Source organism: Actinomadura vinacea, assembly GCF_039532545.1.
Lineage (GTDB): Bacteria > Actinomycetota > Actinomycetes > Streptosporangiales > Streptosporangiaceae > Spirillospora > Spirillospora vinacea.
Map to the genome: position 1 here is coordinate 23572 of NZ_BAAARW010000012.1, position 16587 is coordinate 40158.

General features: G+C 73.6%; 15 protein-coding genes and 3 tRNA genes. 3 read left to right on the forward strand and 15 right to left on the reverse strand.

The genetic code is table 11. The features are described 5' to 3' along the window. Positions 1-9 precede the first annotated feature (9 nt). A complete protein-coding gene (locus tag ABD340_RS15415) occupies positions 10-606 on the reverse strand; it encodes an acyltransferase (protein ID WP_344589650.1) in 597 nt (198 codons plus the stop codon). 31 nt (positions 607-637) lie between these two features. Between ABD340_RS15415 and ABD340_RS15420 the strand changes: the two genes are divergently transcribed. Further along, positions 638-1468 carry a glycosyltransferase family 2 protein gene (locus ABD340_RS15420; RefSeq protein ID WP_344589651.1) on the forward strand — a complete coding sequence of 277 codons (831 nt, stop codon included), beginning with the start codon at positions 638-640 and terminating at the stop codon, positions 1466-1468. A gap of 12 nt (positions 1469-1480) precedes the next feature. On the opposite strand, the gene ABD340_RS15425 is transcribed toward ABD340_RS15420, so the two are convergent. From ABD340_RS15425 to ABD340_RS15470, 10 genes are all read right to left on the reverse strand, one after another. Continuing rightward, complete coding sequence (locus ABD340_RS15425; RefSeq protein ID WP_344589652.1) at positions 1481-2461, reverse strand: glycosyltransferase family 2 protein; 981 nt, start codon at positions 2459-2461, stop codon at positions 1481-1483. A gap of 191 nt (positions 2462-2652) precedes the next feature. Beyond that, positions 2653-2735: transfer RNA gene (locus ABD340_RS15430), tRNA-Tyr, on the reverse strand. Between the two features lie 20 nt (positions 2736-2755). Next, positions 2756-2830: transfer RNA gene (locus tag ABD340_RS15435), tRNA-Leu, on the reverse strand. A gap of 4 nt (positions 2831-2834) precedes the next feature. Next, positions 2835-2908, reverse strand: a tRNA-Leu gene (locus ABD340_RS15440). A gap of 229 nt (positions 2909-3137) precedes the next feature. Continuing rightward, complete coding sequence (locus tag ABD340_RS15445) at positions 3138-4574, reverse strand: protein kinase domain-containing protein (RefSeq protein WP_344589653.1); 1437 nt, start codon at positions 4572-4574, stop codon at positions 3138-3140. Positions 4575-4639: 65 nt separating this feature from the next. Next, positions 4640-5779 carry an NAD(P)/FAD-dependent oxidoreductase gene (locus ABD340_RS15450; RefSeq protein WP_344589654.1) on the reverse strand — a complete coding sequence of 380 codons (1140 nt, stop codon included), beginning with the start codon at positions 5777-5779 and terminating at the stop codon, positions 4640-4642. Positions 5780-5826: 47 nt separating this feature from the next. Further along, positions 5827-6882, reverse strand: a complete 1056-nt coding sequence (locus ABD340_RS15455) for a PDR/VanB family oxidoreductase (protein ID WP_344589655.1) — start codon at positions 6880-6882, stop codon at positions 5827-5829. Further along, complete coding sequence (locus ABD340_RS15460; protein WP_344589656.1) at positions 6879-7781, reverse strand: metal-dependent hydrolase; 903 nt, start codon at positions 7779-7781, stop codon at positions 6879-6881. The genes ABD340_RS15455 and ABD340_RS15460 overlap by 4 nt, the downstream gene beginning before the upstream one ends. A 139-nt stretch (positions 7782-7920) precedes the next feature. Next, positions 7921-8307 (reverse strand): winged helix-turn-helix transcriptional regulator, encoded by a 387-nt coding sequence (locus ABD340_RS15465; RefSeq protein WP_344589657.1) that lies wholly within the window; start codon positions 8305-8307, stop codon positions 7921-7923. A 42-nt stretch (positions 8308-8349) separates the two neighbouring features. Next, positions 8350-9024 (reverse strand): acetamidase/formamidase family protein, encoded by a 675-nt coding sequence (locus ABD340_RS15470; RefSeq protein WP_344589658.1) that lies wholly within the window; start codon positions 9022-9024, stop codon positions 8350-8352. Between the two features lie 147 nt (positions 9025-9171). Between ABD340_RS15470 and ABD340_RS15475 the strand changes: the two genes are divergently transcribed. Continuing rightward, a complete protein-coding gene (locus tag ABD340_RS15475) occupies positions 9172-11034 on the forward strand; it encodes a beta-propeller domain-containing protein (RefSeq protein WP_344589659.1) in 1863 nt (620 codons plus the stop codon). Between the two features lie 203 nt (positions 11035-11237). Here the strand turns inward: ABD340_RS15475 and ABD340_RS15480 are convergent, their stop codons facing one another. From ABD340_RS15480 to ABD340_RS15490, 3 genes are all read right to left on the reverse strand, one after another. Beyond that, a complete protein-coding gene (locus ABD340_RS15480; protein WP_344589660.1) occupies positions 11238-12353 on the reverse strand; it encodes a D-alanine--D-alanine ligase family protein in 1116 nt (371 codons plus the stop codon). A 122-nt stretch (positions 12354-12475) separates the two neighbouring features. Further along, entirely contained in the window at positions 12476-13627 is a 1152-nt protein-coding gene (locus ABD340_RS15485) for a substrate-binding domain-containing protein (RefSeq protein WP_344589661.1), read from the reverse strand. Positions 13628-13852: 225 nt separating this feature from the next. After that, positions 13853-15124 carry a hypothetical protein gene (locus tag ABD340_RS15490; protein WP_344589662.1) on the reverse strand — a complete coding sequence of 424 codons (1272 nt, stop codon included), beginning with the start codon at positions 15122-15124 and terminating at the stop codon, positions 13853-13855. Here ABD340_RS15490 and ABD340_RS15495 point away from each other — a divergent pair. Further along, a complete protein-coding gene (locus tag ABD340_RS15495; RefSeq protein WP_344589663.1) occupies positions 15114-15563 on the forward strand; it encodes a hypothetical protein in 450 nt (149 codons plus the stop codon). The two genes, ABD340_RS15490 and ABD340_RS15495, sit on opposite strands and share 11 nt — an antisense overlap. On the opposite strand, the gene ABD340_RS15500 is transcribed toward ABD340_RS15495, so the two are convergent. After that, the gene (locus ABD340_RS15500; protein ID WP_344590684.1) at positions 15560-16549 is read right to left on the reverse strand and encodes an NAD(P)H-dependent glycerol-3-phosphate dehydrogenase; all 990 of its coding nucleotides are present in this window, start codon (positions 16547-16549) and stop codon (positions 15560-15562) included. The genes ABD340_RS15495 and ABD340_RS15500 overlap by 4 nt on opposite strands. Between the last annotated feature and the right edge of the window lie 38 nt (positions 16550-16587).

Here is a 16587-nt window from a genome sequence, read left to right on the forward strand (position 1 = left end):
GGTCAGAGGTCAGTCGGCCAGAAGGGTCAGACGCCCCGCTTCCTCCGCATACGTCTCGCCGGTCCGCGGGCACCTCCAGCGCCCGCCGCCGGCCTCCCCCAGCGGCTCCCCGGCCCGTCCCACCCAGCGGACCCGGCGCGCCGGGGAGCCCACGACTAGCGCGAAGTCCGGCACGTCCCGGGTCACCACCGCGCCCGCCGCGACCAGCGCCCACCGCCCGATCGTCACCCCGGCCACCACCACGGCCCGCGCGCCCACCGACGCCCCCTCGCGGACCGTGACGCCGAGCGCGTCCCAGTCCTCCGGCCGCTTCAGCTTGCCGTCCACGTCCACCGAACGCGGGTACAGGTCGTTGGTCAGGACGGCCGCCGGGCCGATGAACACCGCGTCCTCCAGCACCGCGGGCTCGTACACCAGGGCGTTGTTCTGCAGCTTGACCCGGTCTCCGATCCTCACCCCCGGCCCCACGTACGCGCCCCTCCCGACGATGCAGTCGCGGCCCAGCACGGCGTGCTCGCGCACCTGCGCCAGGTGCCACACCGCCGAGCCGTCCCCGATGTCCGCGCGCTCGTCGACATCGGCGCTTGGCTGAATCCGGACGCCCATGGATCTCCTCCCTGGTTCATACTCGCCACTTGTGGTGAGCATCGTGATCCCCGCGCACAACGAGGCCAAGGTCATCGGCCGGCTGCTGCGCGGGCTGCTGGAGTCGGCGCGGCCCGGCGAGTTCGACATCGTCGTCGTGCCGAACGGCTGCACCGACGCGACCGCGGCGATCGCCGCCGGCTTCGGTCCCGCGGTCCGCGTGGCGGAGTCGCCCGAGGCGTCCAAGGCCGCCGCGCTCCGCCTCGGCGACGGCACGGCCCGCGGCTTCCCGCGCCTGTACGTGGACGCCGACGTCGAACTGCGCACCGAGGACGTCCGCGCCCTGGCCGCCGCGCTCGACCGCCCCGGCGTGCTGGCCGCCGCCCCGTCCCGCGCGCTGCGGATGACCGGCCGCCCCTGGACGGTCCGGTCCTACTACGCGGTCTGGACACGGCTGCCCGAGATCCGCCGCGGCCTGTTCGGACGCGGCGTCATCGGCGTCACCGCCGAGGGCCACGCCCGGATCGCGGCTCTCCCCCGGGTCATGGCCGACGACCTGGCCGCCTCCCTCGCCTTCGCCCCGCACGAGCGCGTCATCGCGGACGCGGCGCGCGTCGTCGTCCACCCGCCGCGCACGTGGGGCGACCTGCTGCGCCGCCGCGAACGCGCCGCGGCGGGCACCGACCAGCTCGAACGCGCCGCCCCGCATCAACCAGGCGGCTCCGCCCGCACCGGCGTGTCCGACCTCGCCGCGATCGCCCGTCGCGCGCCCTGGCTGGCCCCGCACATCGCGCTGTTCCTCACCGTCGCCCTCCTAGCCCGCCACCGCGCCCGCAAGGCCGCCCCCACCACCTGGCAACGCGACGAAAGCAGCAGAAGCTGACGGGTTCGGGGGTCATTGGGCGGGCCAGCCCTTGGACCAATCGCGGCGCCTCTTCCACAGTTCGCGCCAGTCCTCGCCCTTGGCGGTGGGTCTGCCCTGGCGGTGGGGGCGGGCGCTGACGACCCGGCTGAGGACGGTTCGGAGGAAGACGCCCATCAGGAGCAGCCGCACCGAGCCCTTTCCCACGTGCCGCCGCATCACCGTCGCCTTTCCGGTGAAGAGCATGACGAGCTTGGCGGCGCTGGTGGACGACCCGCCCACCTCGTGCCGGAACGTCGCCCGGCCCGTCACCATCGGCCGGTGTCCCAGGGCGGACGCGCGCAGGCACAGGTCGGCGTCCTCCCCGTACATGAAGAAGGACCGGTCGAAGCCGCCCGTCTCCTCCCACGCCCGCTTGGAGACGAGCATGAACCCGCCGGTGACCACGGGCACCCGCTGGACCTCGCTCGACCACGGCCTGGGCGCCTCCGGGTCGAACAGCCGGTTGCCCGGGAACAGCGAACTGAGCAGGGTGGCGAAGCAGAACGCCGACCAGAGGCCCGGCCTGCCCCACCAGCTGCGCGGATCGGTCGTCCCGTCCGGGGCGATGCAGCGCCCGCCCACGATCCCGGCGTGCGGCTCGGCACGGGCGCAGTCGAGCAGGGCGGCGATGCTGCCGGGCGCGGGGACGGCGTCGGGGTTGACGAAGACCAGCCACCGGCCGCGCGCCCGGGCCGCGCCCTCGTGGCAGCCGTGGGCGAAGCCGCCGTTCCGGCCGCTGTCGATCACCCGCGCGTCCGGCGCCACGGTACGGGCCAGTTCGGCGGTCCCGTCGTCGGAGTCGTTGTCCACGATGATCAGTTCGGCGGCGCGATCGCCCGCCGCCCGCCGCAGCGCCGCCACGCACGGCTCGACATGCCGCGCGCTGCGGTACGTCACGACGATGATCGACACCTCGTCCCGCGGCGGCTCCTCGTCCGCGAACCGGCCGTCGCCGCCCTCGTCCCCCACCATCGACCTCCCCCGTGCCCCGCCCTCCGCCCTCCGCCCTCAGCGTCCCGCATCCGCCGCCCGCGACCGGCGTCCTGACCGGTCGTGGTCAAGCGCGGGTTACTCATGCGGGCATGAGAGCGGGCCGGCACGGAACGGTTCTTTCCCATGAACAGGGACCGGGATTGATTTTCCGGTAAAAGGAAAAGAATGGGTGGGGCGGGTGGGATTCGAACCCACTCAGCGCGAAGCAACTGGGTTACAGCCAGCCCCGACTCTCCAGCGTCGGCGCCGCCCCTGGCGAAATGAATTACCGCGTACCCCCGGCGGGATTCGAACCCGCACCATTCCTGCTCCTCGGGCAGGCGCCTCTGCCTGTTGGGCGACGGGGGCATAGTGCGGCTCCCGGGAGTCGAACCCGGAACATCCACTTCCTGAGAGTGGCCTCTCTGCCTATTGGAGTAGAGCCGCGCGCTAAGAAGACCGAGGTAGGGCGTCACTGCGGGCCGCGCGGCCGGAGAAGCTCAGGAGCGGGGATACCGGCCGGAGTGGGCGAGTGACGCCTCAGGCAGTCGATAAAGTAGTCGCCGCACGGCCGGCCTCCTCTCGATGTCTTGAAGACTCGCTGTCCTGCGTCATTCCCGGTTCGGGCTGACGGGTTCTACAGTGCCATCATTCGCCGATCGGCGCAATCCCTTTTTCACGGATTCGAACTCGTCGAGCTTTCGTCGCTGAGCGCCCAGCCGATGGCGATCAGCACCCAGAACACCACCATGATCCAGCCGAGCGCGATACCGGCCGCCGCCATTCCGGCGCCGCGCTCGCCGCTGCGTTTCATCCGCGCCCATCCCAGATGGCCGGCGATGATGGCGGGAATCGACGGGAGGCCGCAGGTGAACAGGCCGAGCACGCCGAAAGTGAGGGCGTAGACGGAGGCGCTGTTGTAGCGGGGCCGCGAGGGGCCGTGCGCGGTCGTGTGGGCGTTGTACGCGCCCGGGTGGGCGTAGCCCGTCTGGTGGTAGGTGCGCTGGCCGTAGCCCTGCGGCGCGGGCGCCTGTGTCGCGGCCGCGGCCCGGCGGTACCAGTACTCGGCTTCGGCGGTCTGGCCGCGCCAGTTGAGCAGGACGCCCAGGTTGTACATGGCCGCCGTGTCACCGGCCTCGGCGGCCAGGCGGTAGTGACGTTCCACCAGCGCGGCGGACTCGTCGGAGCCCATCACAGGCGGCGGGAGCGGCTGCTGCGCCTGGATCGACGGTCCGGGCCGCGCCGCCGCCGCGGACGGCGGGGATGCCTGCCACGGCGGCTGCGCCGGGGCCTGCACGGACGGCTGCGTCGAGGGCTGCTGCTTGCTGGAGATGAGGCGTTCGAGGAGCCGCTGCGCGGTGGGACGGGCGGCGGGGTCCTTGGCCAGCGCCGACCGCACGACGGTCAGCAGCGTGCCGTCCAGGCCGTCCAGCACCGGCTCGGCGGTGAGGATCTGGTGGATGATCGCGGGCAGCGTGCTCCCGCCGAAGCAGGGCCTGCCGCTGGCGGCGAACGCCAGCGTGGCGCCCCAGGCGAACACGTCGGACGCCGGGGTGGCGTCGCGGCCGTTGAGCTGCTCGGGCGACATGAACGCGGGCGTGCCGACCAGCCCGCCGGTGGCGGTGAGCCGGGTGGCGTCCACGCCCCGGGCGATGCCGAAGTCGATGACCCGCGGCCCGAACGGCGACAGCAGCACGTTGGCGGGCTTGAGGTCGCGGTGTACCACGCCCGCGTCGTGGATGGCGGTCAGCGCGGAGGCCATCCCGACGGCCAGCGCCTCCAGGTCCGCGCCGCGCAGCGGGGCCGCGTCCTGCAGGCTGGACCCGGAGACGAACTCGGTGACCAGGTAGGGCGGGTCGGCGTGCGGGTCGGCGTCCAGGACCGGGGCGGTGCAGAACGGGCGGACCCGCTGCGCCGCCGCGACCTCCGACTCGAACCGGGCCCGGTACCTGGAGTCGGCGGCGTGCTCCTTGCGGATGACCTTGATGGCGACCTCGCGGCCGGAGGCGTCGGCGCCGCGGTACACCGTGCCCATGCCGCCCTCGCCGAGCCGGTCCACGATCCGGTACGGTCCGATGCGGGCCGGATGATCATGTTGTGACGGGCCCGGCACGATGCGTTCTCCTCCTGCATGGGTGGTAAGCCTCACAAGGTTCGCATATCAGAGTGCTGGGAGCGTCACTGTTCGCCAGGGCGGCGAGCCGCGAACGAGACGGGCCCGGCGGTGCCGTCGCGGAACCGGCCGGGCCGGTACGGGCCCAGCCAGGCCGACTCGCCGCCGTGCACCTCGACGGCCACCTCCTCGGCGAGCAGCGCGGAGAGGGTGATGCCGCTGTGCGTCGCGACGACGTAGACGCGCGCGTGCTCGTCGGCGAAACCCGCGATGGTGAGACCGTCGGCGGGCATCGCCCGCACGCCGACGCGGAGCCGCTCCAGCCGGGCGCCCCACGTCGATTCCAGTACGCGCGACAGCCGGTCGAGCATCTCCGCGCCGATCGCGGGCGGCGGCTCGGCCGCGGGGTCGGCCGCCTCGTCCAGGTCGAGCGCGTGCAGCAGGATCCGGCCGCCTCCGTCGGGCCGCAGGTTGAGCCGCCCGGTGGTCAGCATCCGCGACAGCCGGGCCGGGACGGCGCTCGTCACGCCCACGTAGGCGTTGGTGACCGGCCCGGGGTCGAGCATCGGCACGGTCAGCCCGGCGGACGCGGCGACCTCCTGCGTCCACCGGCCCGCGCAGGTGACCGCGACGTCGGCGGACACCGTGCGGCCGTCGCCGAGCGCGAGCGTGACACCGGTGGACGAGGAGGCGATCGCACGCACCTCGGCCCCGGTCTCGACCCGGGCGCCGAGGTCGCGGGCCTCGCCGAGGAAGCGGCCGAGCAGCCGGATCGGCTGGGCGTGCGCCTCCTCCGGGAAGAAGGCGTACTCGGCGGCCTCGGGACGGATCAGGTCCGGCTCCAGCGCGCGGGCCTGGTCCGCCGTGACGCGCCGCACCGGGTAGCCGCGCGCCCGCAGTTTGCCGACCCGCTCGGCGAGCCACTCGCGGTGCTCCGGCGTGACCGCGCACTCCAGGTTGCCGGTGGGGAAGAACCAGTCGCCGCCCCCGGCGGCCAAGGCGTGGTGGGCCCGGACGGCCGCGTGGTTGAACGCGAAGTAGTGGTCGGGCTCCTTCTTGTTGGAGTTGATCCACGCGACCGTGGTCGCGGTCGTCCCGCCGCCCGGTTCACCGCGGTCGAGCAGGACGACCTGCGCGCCCCGCCGCCCCAGCCCGGCCGCGACCGCGGCCCCGACGACACCTGCCCCGATGACGGCGATTCGCATGGACGGTCCCCTTCCCGACGCCTGCACGGGCAGTATGCCAAGGCCTTCTAGAGGTCGAGCGTGAGCCGGCCGCCGGTGGCGCGGGACACGCAGATGAGCATCGCGTCGCCGTCCGGGTCGGCCTGCGCCCGCTGGTCGGCCGTGCCGGCGAGCAGTCCGGTGCGGCACGTTCCGCAGAAACCCTGGCGGCACGAGTAGGCGACGTCCGGAAGGGCGTCCCTGATGACGTCGAGCGCGGTCCGGTCCGCGGGGACACGCAGCGTCAGCCCGCTGCGGCGCAGCTCCACCTCGAAGGGCCGCCCGCCGGTGACCGGCGGCGGGGCGAACCGCTCGAAGTGCAGGCTGGACGTCCCGTCCGGGACGAACGCCGCCCGCACCGCGTCGATCATCGGCGCCGGGCCGCAGCAGTACACGGCCGTGCCGGGCCGCGCCCCGCGCAGCAGCCCGGCGCCGTCGGGCATGCCCCGCTCGTCGTCGGCGCGGACGGCGATCCGCTCCGCCGGCAGCCCGGCCAGCTCGTCGAGGAACGGGAGCGAGCCGCTCGTCCGCCCGGTGTAGACCAGCCGCCAGTCCGCGCCGAGGAGGTGGGCGGCCTGGACCATCGGCAGGATCGGGGTGATGCCGATGCCGCCCGCGAGGAACAGGTACCGGTCGCGGGCCAGGAACGGGAACGCGTTCCGGGGCCCCGCCGCGGTGATCGTCATGCCCTCGACCAGCGCTTCGTGGATCTCCACGGAGCCGCCCCCGCCGCCGGGCAGGCGGCGCACCGCGATCCGGTACGCGCGGCGGTCGGCCGGGTCGCCGCACAGCGAGTACTGGCGGCGGCGCCCCGAGGGGAGCAGCACGTCCAGGTGGCAGCCGGGCTGCCAGCGCGGCAGGACACCGCCGTCGGGCGCGCCGAGCCGCAGGCTCACCACGTCCTCGACCTCGCGCCGCACCTCCAGGACGATCAGCCGCAGCGAACGGTCCACCGGCCGCACGGACGGGACCACCGGTTCGCGCATCATGCGCACCCGCTGGACGCCTTTCAAGACCGCGTCGACCGTCACCCAGAAGCGGTCGCGGCCGCGCCGCCCGCGCAGGTCGGGCGGAATCGGGGTCATCGCAGTCCCGCCTGCGCCGCCGGTGAGGTCGCCAGGTACGCCAGGGCCCTGCTCGTGGAGCCCTCGTTCAGCGGGCTGTAGGTCCGTCTGAGGTAGCGCGCCATGGAAGCCCCGATCAGGCGGCCTTGGGGAACCAGCCCGGCATTCCCGGCACGCGACATGTGGTAGACGAGCCCGCCGTTCACGCGGCGGCCCTTCGCGCCGTTCAGCCGCGCCTCCCTGAGGACGGGGTCGCACGCCATGAGGAAGCGGTGCCCGCGCCGCCACAGCGAGGTCAGCATGGTGATCGTGATGGCCATCGAGCGGATCCGCAGCGAGTACGAGCCGTCCAGGTGCATGAACAGGTCGTGGGCGACGTGCCGGTGCTCGACCTCCTCGGCGCCGTGCCAGCGCAGCAGGTCCATCATCACCGGGTCCGCGCCCGCCGCGTCCAGCGCCTCGGCGCCGAGGATCCAGTCGCCGAGCACGCCCGTGAAGTGCTCGATGGCGGCGACGATGGAGACCCGCTCGTTCAGCCAGGCGCGGCGCCGCCGGCCGGTGAGGCCGCGGTCGCCCAGCAGGCTCATGAACATGTACTCCATCTGCCGCGCGAACGGCCGCACGTCCAGGCCCTGCTCGAGGAAGTGGTCGAGGACGGCGTCATGCGAGTCGGCGTGGACCGACTCCTGGCCGACGAAGCCGAGCACGTCCTGGCGCAGCCGCTCGTCGCGCACATGCGGCAGGGCCTCCTTGAGCACCACCGCGAACCACTTCTCGCCGGCCGGCAGCAGCAGGTGCAGGACGTTGATCAGGTGGGTGGCCGCGGGATCGCCGGGAATCCAGTGCAGCGGCACCCCGGACCAGTCGAAACGGACCTCGCGGGCGCGCAGGACGACGTTCTCTGGCTCGGCGAGTGACATGAGCGCTCCGGACGGTACAGCCTATTGACAACTGGTCCAAGACGCTACTCCGCCCACCCCGGCCCGAACAACAGTGAACCCGGTCACCCGGCACGACCGACCGGCCGCCGCTCGCGCTTCCGGACGGGACGGGGACCGCTCAGCCCGCGCCCTCGTCGTAGCGGCGCTGCGCCTCCTGGATCGCCGGCATGCTCACCGAGATCCAGTCGACCAGCCGCTCCAGCGACCCGGCCAGATCCTGCCCGAACGGGCTCAGCCGGTACGACACCCGCGGCGGGCTGGACGGCTCGACCTCCCGCTCGATGATCCCGTCCCGGGTCAGCACCTTGAGGTTCTGCGAAAGCATCTTCTCGCTGATGCCGCCGATACGGTCGCGCAGCATGTAGAACCGCAGCGGCCCGTCGCGCAGGGCGAGCAGGACGAGCATGCCCCAGCGGCCGGCGATGTGCTCGAACACCGCCCGCCCCGGGCAGTCGCTCCGGAAGACGTCGCTCAGCGGGTCGGCTCCCTCGGCTTTCACGTCCACGCTCGGGAGCCTACCCGGGGCCAGGACAGGGCGCCGCGCCGCTCAGGCCGGTCCCGCCATCAGGAGCGGGCCGGTCACGCCGAACCGCTCGACGCCCCGCCGGGTGAGGTTGACCCGCAGATCGATCCAGCCGGGACGGCCCTCGAACCGGCAGTCGTCCGCGCCGCCGGACGGGAAGTGCAGGTCGCCGGCCGAGAGCTTGGCGCCGCGCACGTGGACGGGCAGCAGGATCCGCGCGCCCGCACCGAGTCGCGCGATCCCGCAGCCGCCGATCTCCCGGCCGCGCTCCGCGCTGCGCACCGCCTCCGCCGCGACCCGGCCGAAGGTCGGCGAACCGGAACTGATCCGGCCGAGCAGCGCGCCGTCCCCGCCGGACGGCCGGACGCTCCCGGACATGGGCGCGCAGCCGATCACGCCGGGGTGCCCGTGCGGGGCGTACACGCCGTCGGAGCGGCCCACGCCGAGCACGTCCACCACGATGACGTCGCCCGGCTCCGCGCCGACCACCACCAGCGGGCCGCACAGCACGGCGTCGTCGCCGGGGTCGCGGCGCTCGCACTCCATCCGCACCGAGCCGCCGGTGATCACCTCGGCCACGGCGGGGATGTCGGGATGCCAGCGGTCGTGCCCGGGCACCGAGCGGGCGGTGGAGCCGGCCGCGGCGGGCGGGCCTGGAAAGCGGACGACCGGCGGTGCGGCGGCGAGCGTGGGCGCCAAGGCAGGATCCTTCCAGAGCGAAGAGCGGTCAGAGAGATCCTGCCGACCGCGCTGTTTCGAGCTGATTTCAGCGTTCTGACAGTTGAGTAAGGCCCCGATCACCAAGCTTTCCCGGAACCTTTCGCGGAGAGTGAGCGTCTAAGGGCAATGCCATCCCGAAGGCGCGCACTGTGGATCGCCTGCGTCCCGCTGGCCGTCCTCGCGAGCGCGTGCGAGGAACCCATCGTCGACCCCCGCCCAGTCGCTCCCCCGGTGGCGCTGGTCTCCTACAACGGCTGCGACGACCTGCTGAAGGGCCTGCGCGCCGCCGCCGAGCGCAAGGTCGGGCCGTACGGCCTCGACGGCACCCGGGACCTCCCGCCCGGCAGGCTGCCGGACGGCGCGGCACGCGCCCGGGAATCGGCGCCCGGCGCGTCCTCGGCGAAGGAGAAGGCGCCCGGGTACTCCGGCACCAACACCCACGAGCCGGGCGCCGACGAGCCCGACCTGGTGAAGACCGACGGGAACCGCATCGTCACCCTCGCCAGGGGACGGCTCCAGGTCGTCGACGCGAGATCCCGCAAGATCGTGCACCGCCTCGACCTCGGCGGTTCGTCCGGGCAGGAGCAGTTGCTGCTCAGCGGGGACCGCGTCCTCGTCCTGAGCCGGGGCATCGGCGACATCGCGTTCGACCGGCCCTCCATGGAGGGCAAGCCCGTCCCGTCGCCCGGGAAGACCACGCTGACCCTGATCAGCCTGGCGGGCACGCCCCGCGTCGTCGGTTCGCTGACGACCGCGAGCGAGTACGTCGACGCGCGGCAGACCGGCTCGACGGTGCACGTCATGGTGAAATCCGCGCCCAGGATCGACTTCCCCGAAGCGCCCCAGGGCGGCCGTGACGCCGAGCGGCAGGCCCTGGAACGCAACCGGCGGATCGTGCGGTCCGCCCCGCTGGACGCCTGGCTGCCGTCCTTCGAGGTCCGCGGCCCCCAGACGCGGACGTACCGGACGCCGTGCGAGAACGTGAGCCGTCCCGGCGCCCAGCACGGCACGACCGTGCTGTCGGTGCTGACCCTCGACCTGGCCCGCGACCTCGGCGACCCCCGGCCGGTGGCCGTCGCCGGCGACGGCCAGACCGTCTACGGCAACGGCCGGAGCCTCTACGTCACCGGCCGCTCCGAGACGGCGCCGACGCGGAGCACGCACATCCACAAGTTCGACGTGACCGGCGGAAAGCGCCCCCGCTACGTCGCGTCCGGCTCGGTGCCCGGCCGCCTGCTCAACCAGTACTCGATGTCGGAGCTGGAGGGCAGGCTCCGCATCGCCACGACGCGCGCCCCGTCGGCCACCGCGCGCCCGGACGGCCCCGCCGCGTCGAGCACCGCCGTCCGCTCGCAGAGCGCGGTGTACGTCCTCGGCCCCGCATTGGACGTGGTCGGCAAGGTGGACGGCCTCGGCAAGGGCGAGCGGATCTATTCCGTGCGCTTCATCGGCACCACCGCCTACGTGGTCACCTTCCGGCAGGTCGACCCGCTCTACGTGGTCGACCTCAGGGACGCGCGGCGGCCCCGGGTCACCGGCGAACTCAAGATCACGGGGTATTCCGCCTACCTGCACCCCGTCGCCGGCGGCCGGCTCCTCGGCGTCGGCCAGGAGGCGGACCCCGACGGCCGTACCAGCGGCACCCAGGTGTCGCTGTTCGACGTCAACGGCCCGCCCCGCCGCGTCGGCGTCCACCGCCTGCCCGGCTCCAGCGCCGCCGCCGAGTACGAGCCGCACGCCTTCCTGCACTGGCCGGCCTCGGGCCTGACCGTGCTGCCGATCAGCCGCCGGGACGGCGGGAACGAGGCGCTCGTCCTGCGGGTCGACGGCTCGGGCCTGCGCCGCGTCGGGACGGTCGAGAACTCCGGCGACGACGGGCCGATCCGGCGCTCCCTGATCGTCGGCGACACCCTGTGGACGGTCTCGGAGACCGGCGCCCGCGCCACCGACCCCGCCACGCTGGACGAACGCGGCCGAGTCCGCTTCTGAGGCCTCAGGAACCGCGCGAGCGCGTTACCTGGCCGGTGGGGCGATGCCGTAGGCGAGCCTCACCGGCCAGATCGCGAAGCGATGCCGCGCTCGCACCAAGCACGGTCGGGGTGCGAGCCGCTAGGAGAGCGCCCTGGGCCGGGCTTGCAAAAAAGCACAGCCCGCCAGGCGAGCGCCCTGGGCCGTGATTGCAAAAACACAGCTCAGCGCAGGCCGGTGGAGCGCCGCAGCGCGGTCTGGATCAGGCGGTCGACCAGGGCCGGGTAGTCCAGCCCGGTGGCGGCCCACATCTGCGGGAACGCCGAGGCGGGCGTGAAGCCCGGCATCGTGTTGATCTCGTTCAGGATCCAGCGGCCGTCGGAGGTGTAGAAGAAGTCGACCCGGGCCAGGCCCTCGCAGTCCAGCGCGTCGAACGCCTGCGCGGCCAGCCGCCGCACCTCTCCGAGCGCCGCCGGGTCCAGGTCCGGCGGGATGTCCAGGCGCAGCGAGCTGTCGAGGTACTTGGTCTCGAAGTCGTAGAAGTCGGCCTCGCCGCCCATCACGACCTCGGCGGGCAGGCTGGCCTCGGGCGGGCCGTCGTCCAGGCCCTGCAGCACCCCGCACTCGATCTCGCGGCCCTCGATCGCCGCCTCGACGATCACCTTGGGGTCGTGCTCGCGGGCCGCCTCCACGGCGGCCTCCAGATCGGCCTCGGCGGCGACCCGGGTGATGCCCATGCTCGACCCGGCGCGGGCCGGCTTGACGAACACCGGCAGGCCCAGCTCCTTGATCTCGTCGATCTTGCGCTTGCGCTCGCGGCGCCACTCGCGGTCGCCGACCAGGACGTACGGGCCGACCGGCAGGCCGCGCGCCTGCCACACCAGCTTCATGAAGCCCTTGTCCATCCCGACCGCGCTGGCCAGCACCCCGGCGCCCACGTAGCGGACCCCGGCCAGGTCGAGCATGCCCTGGAGGGTGCCGTCCTCGCCGTACGGGCCGTGCAGCAGCGGCAGCACCACGTCGACCTCGCCGAGCGTCGACGGGACGCGGCCGGGCTCGATCACCATCAGGCCGCGGTCGTCGGGGTCGAACGGCAGCGCCAGCGCGGCGGCGCCCTCCCCCGTCACCTCGGGCAGCCGGCCGTCCTCGATCTCCAGCCGCTGGTCGTCCGGCGCCAGGACCCACCGGCCGTCGCGGGCGATGCCGACCGGCACCACCTCGTAGCGGTCCCGGTCGATCGCCGCCATGACCGCGCCGGCGGTGACGCAGGAGATGGCGTGCTCTGAGCTGCGTCCGCCGAACACGACGGCCACGCGGATCTTGGGTGAAACCTGCGACATGACGCCCGACCCTACCGTTGATCAGCCCGGATCGGCGACGAGCGGCGATCACGAATGCCACCGGGCCCGGAGAACCGCTCCGGGCCCGGCGCTCTTCGCCGACCTCGATCCCTATCCGGGGGTCACTGGATGCGGCAGGTGCTCCCGGTCCCGGGGTCCTCGGGCAGCAGGCCGAAGCCGAACCGGGTGATGATGGACGCGGCGCCGGAGGCGGGGTCGCAGATGTAGCCCGGGCCGGCGGCGTCCTCGCCGACGAACCGCACCGTCTGGCCCACCTTGGGCAGCCGGGTGTCGACCACGTTGTAGACGCGGCGCACGCCGAGGAAGGTCGAGGGCTCCCTCACCACATTGGCGTTGGGCGTGAAGTCGCCCGCGGTCCCCGACACCGGGTTCAGGACACCTGTGGTGGTCTCCTGACGCCCGATCACGATCCCGCCGCGCTTGTCGTCGACCACGCCGTTGCCCTGCGCGACCCACTGGGCCACCGAGAAGGGCACGATGGCGTTCGACCGGTCGGCCGCGGGAACGGCCGCGCCGTCGTGCTCCTGGACTTCCTTGACCGGCCCGCAGTTGGTGGACGGCGGCACGTTGTTCAGGATCGTGCCGAGGAAGAAGGACCGGGTGCCCGACCCGGCCTGCGGGATGTAGCGGATGATGGTGCCGGCGGAACCGCCCACCTGGTTCCAGTTGGTCTTGGTGCAGGAGTAGATGTCACGGATCTCCTGAATGCTCAGTGAGACGGGGGCGTTCCCGGGGAAGCGCGCCCAGCTCACCGCGTCCAGCCCGAACGCGTAGTACTCGAACTGCGCCGGGTCGCTGCTGGAGGGGCCCGAGGAGGACCGCGCGGCGTCGAAGCAGCCGGTGGTGAGGTTGTCCGTCGGGAAGGGCGCGACGCCCCGCAGCGCGTTCTTGCCGTCGGTCGACCCGTTCGGCGCCGGGTACGTGGTCGGCGGGTTGGCCTCGTCCTTGTTCACATAGGTGCGCTGGGTGCAGTTGGCGTCCGCAGCCGCCGTGAAGCCCGGGGATCCCGCCTCGGCCTGAACCGGGACGTTGACCGCGTTGTCCTTGCCGGGGGTGGGGTTGTAGGTGGCGTTGTTGTTGTAGGCGGCCGCAAGGGCGCCCATGACGTCCTCGGTGGTGTCCGAGCCGCCCAGCGCCAGCGTCTGCGTGATGCCGTCGGAGGGCTCCACCGCGTTCGCGGGCGCCGCCATGACGCCGCCCAGCGTCAGCATGGCGGCTCCCACGAGCAGCGCCCGCCTGATGCCAAGTCTCATGACATCCTCTCGGTTTCTCCGGCCCGGACCCTGTTGCCCGGAGCCAGGTCTCATTCAGAGGTCCGCGGGTAACGCCCGACGGGCCGACGGGCGGACAGCCGACGGCCTGACCGTTCAGGCCCGACGACCCTGGGACAGGTGTCGTCGGGAGGCGAAACGGAGGCCTGGGAGAACGCGACGATGCCCGGACGGCGGGACCACCGCCGTCCGGGCATCGTCCGCCGCTCATCTCCTGATGAGACGTGCCCGGCGGGCCAGCCACCGGGTCCGGGCGCGCAGCGCCGCCCACCACGCGAGCAGGTCGCGTCCCCGGTGCCGGCCGGAGGTCCCGTACGCGGTTCCCGAGGTGATCGCGTTCGTGAGCACCAGCGCGGAGACGGGCACGATCAGCACCAGCGCCGCCAGCCCGGCGAACAGCGGGATCCGGGTGCCCTGCGCCCCGGCGAGCGCCTGCTGCTGCCCGCCCGGCGTCACCGGCCGCGTCGGATGGTCTCCGGCCGCGCCGGCCGCGGCCGGGGCGCCGGTGCCCGTCCCCGAGGCCGGGGCCGCGTTGTTCGGCCCCCCGCCGCCGGGCAGTCCTCCGCCTCCGCCGCCGCCACCGCCATCGCCGCCTCTGTCACCGCCACCGTCGGCGCACGCGCCCGTGGCCGTCGCGCCGACCTTGGCCACCTCGCCCGCCGCGCCGCTCTTCAGGCCGCCCGGCAAGGCCGCCATCCCCTCCGGCAGCCGCTGCTGACCGGCGCCGGTCATGTAGCCGAGGACGTCCCGGACCCGATCGGCGCCCTGGAGGCCGGTGCAGGCCGGCGCGTGGGCGTACTCGACGAAGGTCAGCGGGTAGGCGCCCCGGCCGTCGGCGCCGGGGTCGGGCACCAGGGTGCCGTCGGGCAGGCGCTGCATCCGCCCCGCCGCGGCCTGCATGCTCGCGGAGGTGGGTGCCACGTACTCGCCCGCGGCGTTGCGCAGTTTCACCACCGGGAGCTTCAGCTCCGCCGCGGTGGCCGCGTCGGTGAGCACCAGGTTGAGGCAGCCCGCCTCCACCGAGTCGCACTCGCCGAAGAAGGCGTCGCTGTAGAGGATCTTGCCGAGGCCCACCCGGTCCCCGGCCATCGAGATGTTGTCGCCGCCGCCGGGGTTCAGCACGTCCAGCCGCCACAGCTCACCGATCGCCTCGCCGGGCTTGTCGTACTGGCCGGGCACGTCGGGGTAGCGCCAATCCTGCGGTGCGTGCCGGGCCAGGTAGCGCGACAGCACCCAGTGCCCCACCTCACGCGTGGCATACGCGGCGATGGTCGTGGCGCCCCGCTGCGAGCCGCCGATCGCGGCCAGCTGCGGGTTGGCCGCCTGCACCGCCGCGGCGTGCCGGCCGGTGTCGAAGGCGGTCGTGTCGACCATCAGCTCGGCGGCCTGCTCGGGCGTGAGCCGGAGATGGTCGATGTAGGCGGGCCGCTTGGCGGTTCCGTAGGACGGCGCCGGCCACTGGCCGAAGATGGCCCGCATCGGCTACTCGCCGCTCCCCCCGAACCTCTCGCAGGAGATGGCGAACTCCATCGGCCGCATGACCGGACGGTCACCCGAGCGGCTGTCGCGAAGCAACTGCGCCAACCCGACGCTCTCCGGCAGCCTGGGCGCCGGCGCCCAGGCCCCCGGCGACCCGTTCGACAAACTGAACGGCAACAACGGCCCCGGAAGCGGGACCAGCACGTCGGCGGGCCCGTCCGCCGGCGCCGGAGCCTCGTCCGGCGCCTCGGCCGGAGCCGGGACCGGAGGGACCGGAACGACCGGCGCGGGCGCGAACGACGGGCAGAGCCGCGGCGTCAGCCCGGTGGGCTTCAACGGTCCAGCCCTGCCGGGGCCCGGCGTGCTCCCCGCACTGGTGCTCCTGGCCACACTGGCGGTGCCCCCCGCGGTGATCGCCTTCGTGCGCCGGCGAAGCTAGAGGCCGTACCGCTCCGGCTTGGGCGAACGTGAGATCAGCGAGCTGGCCGCGTCCGCGATCGGGACGCCCTCGTACAGCACCGCCACCACCGCCTCGGTCATCGGCATCTCCACGTTGTGCTTGCGCGCCAGCTCCAGCACCGCGCCCGACGACTTCACCCCCTCGGCGGTCTGCTTGGTCACCGCGACGACCTCGTCCAGCGTCATGCCCCGGCCCAGGTTCTCGCCGAAGGTCCGGTTGCGCGACAGCGGTGAGCTGCAGGTGCCGATCAGGTCGCCCATCCCGGCCAGCCCCGCGAACGTGTGCTCGTCGGCGCCCAGCGCCGCGCCCAGCCGGGCGATCTCGGCCAGCCCGCGGGTCATCAGCAGCGCCCGGGTGCTGTCGCCGAACCCGAGCCCGACCGCCATCCCGACGCACAGCGCGACGATGTTCTTCACCGCCCCGCCCAGCTCCACGCCCACCACGTCGGTGCTGGTGTAGACGCGGAAGTAGGGCGTCATCGCGGCCGCCTGCAGCCGCCGCGCGGCCTCCTCGTCCGCGCACGCGGCGACGGCCGCGCCGGGCTGCCCGGCGGCGATCTCCCGGGCCAGGTTGGGTCCGGAGAACACCGCGACCCGCTCGGCGGGCACGTCCGCGACCTCCCCGATCACCTCCGACATCCGCCGGCAGGTGCCCAGCTCGACCCCCTTCATCAGGCTGACCAGCACCGACCGGGGCGGCAGCAGCGGCACCCAGGCGGCCAGGTTCTCCCGGAGCGTCTGGGCGGGCACCGCCAGCGCCACGAAGTCGGCCCCCGCCAGCGCCTCGGCCGCGTCCGCGGTGGCGCGCAGCGCGGCGGGTAGCTCCACACCCGGCAGGTACTCGGAGTTCTCGTGCCGCTCGTTGATCGCCTCCACCCGCTCGGGGCGGCGCGCCCAGACCGTCACCTCGCCGCCCGCGTCGCACAGCAGCTTGCCGAACGTGGTCCCCCACGACCCCGCGCCCATGACGGCGACACGAAAGGTCACACCGCCCCCTCGGCGCC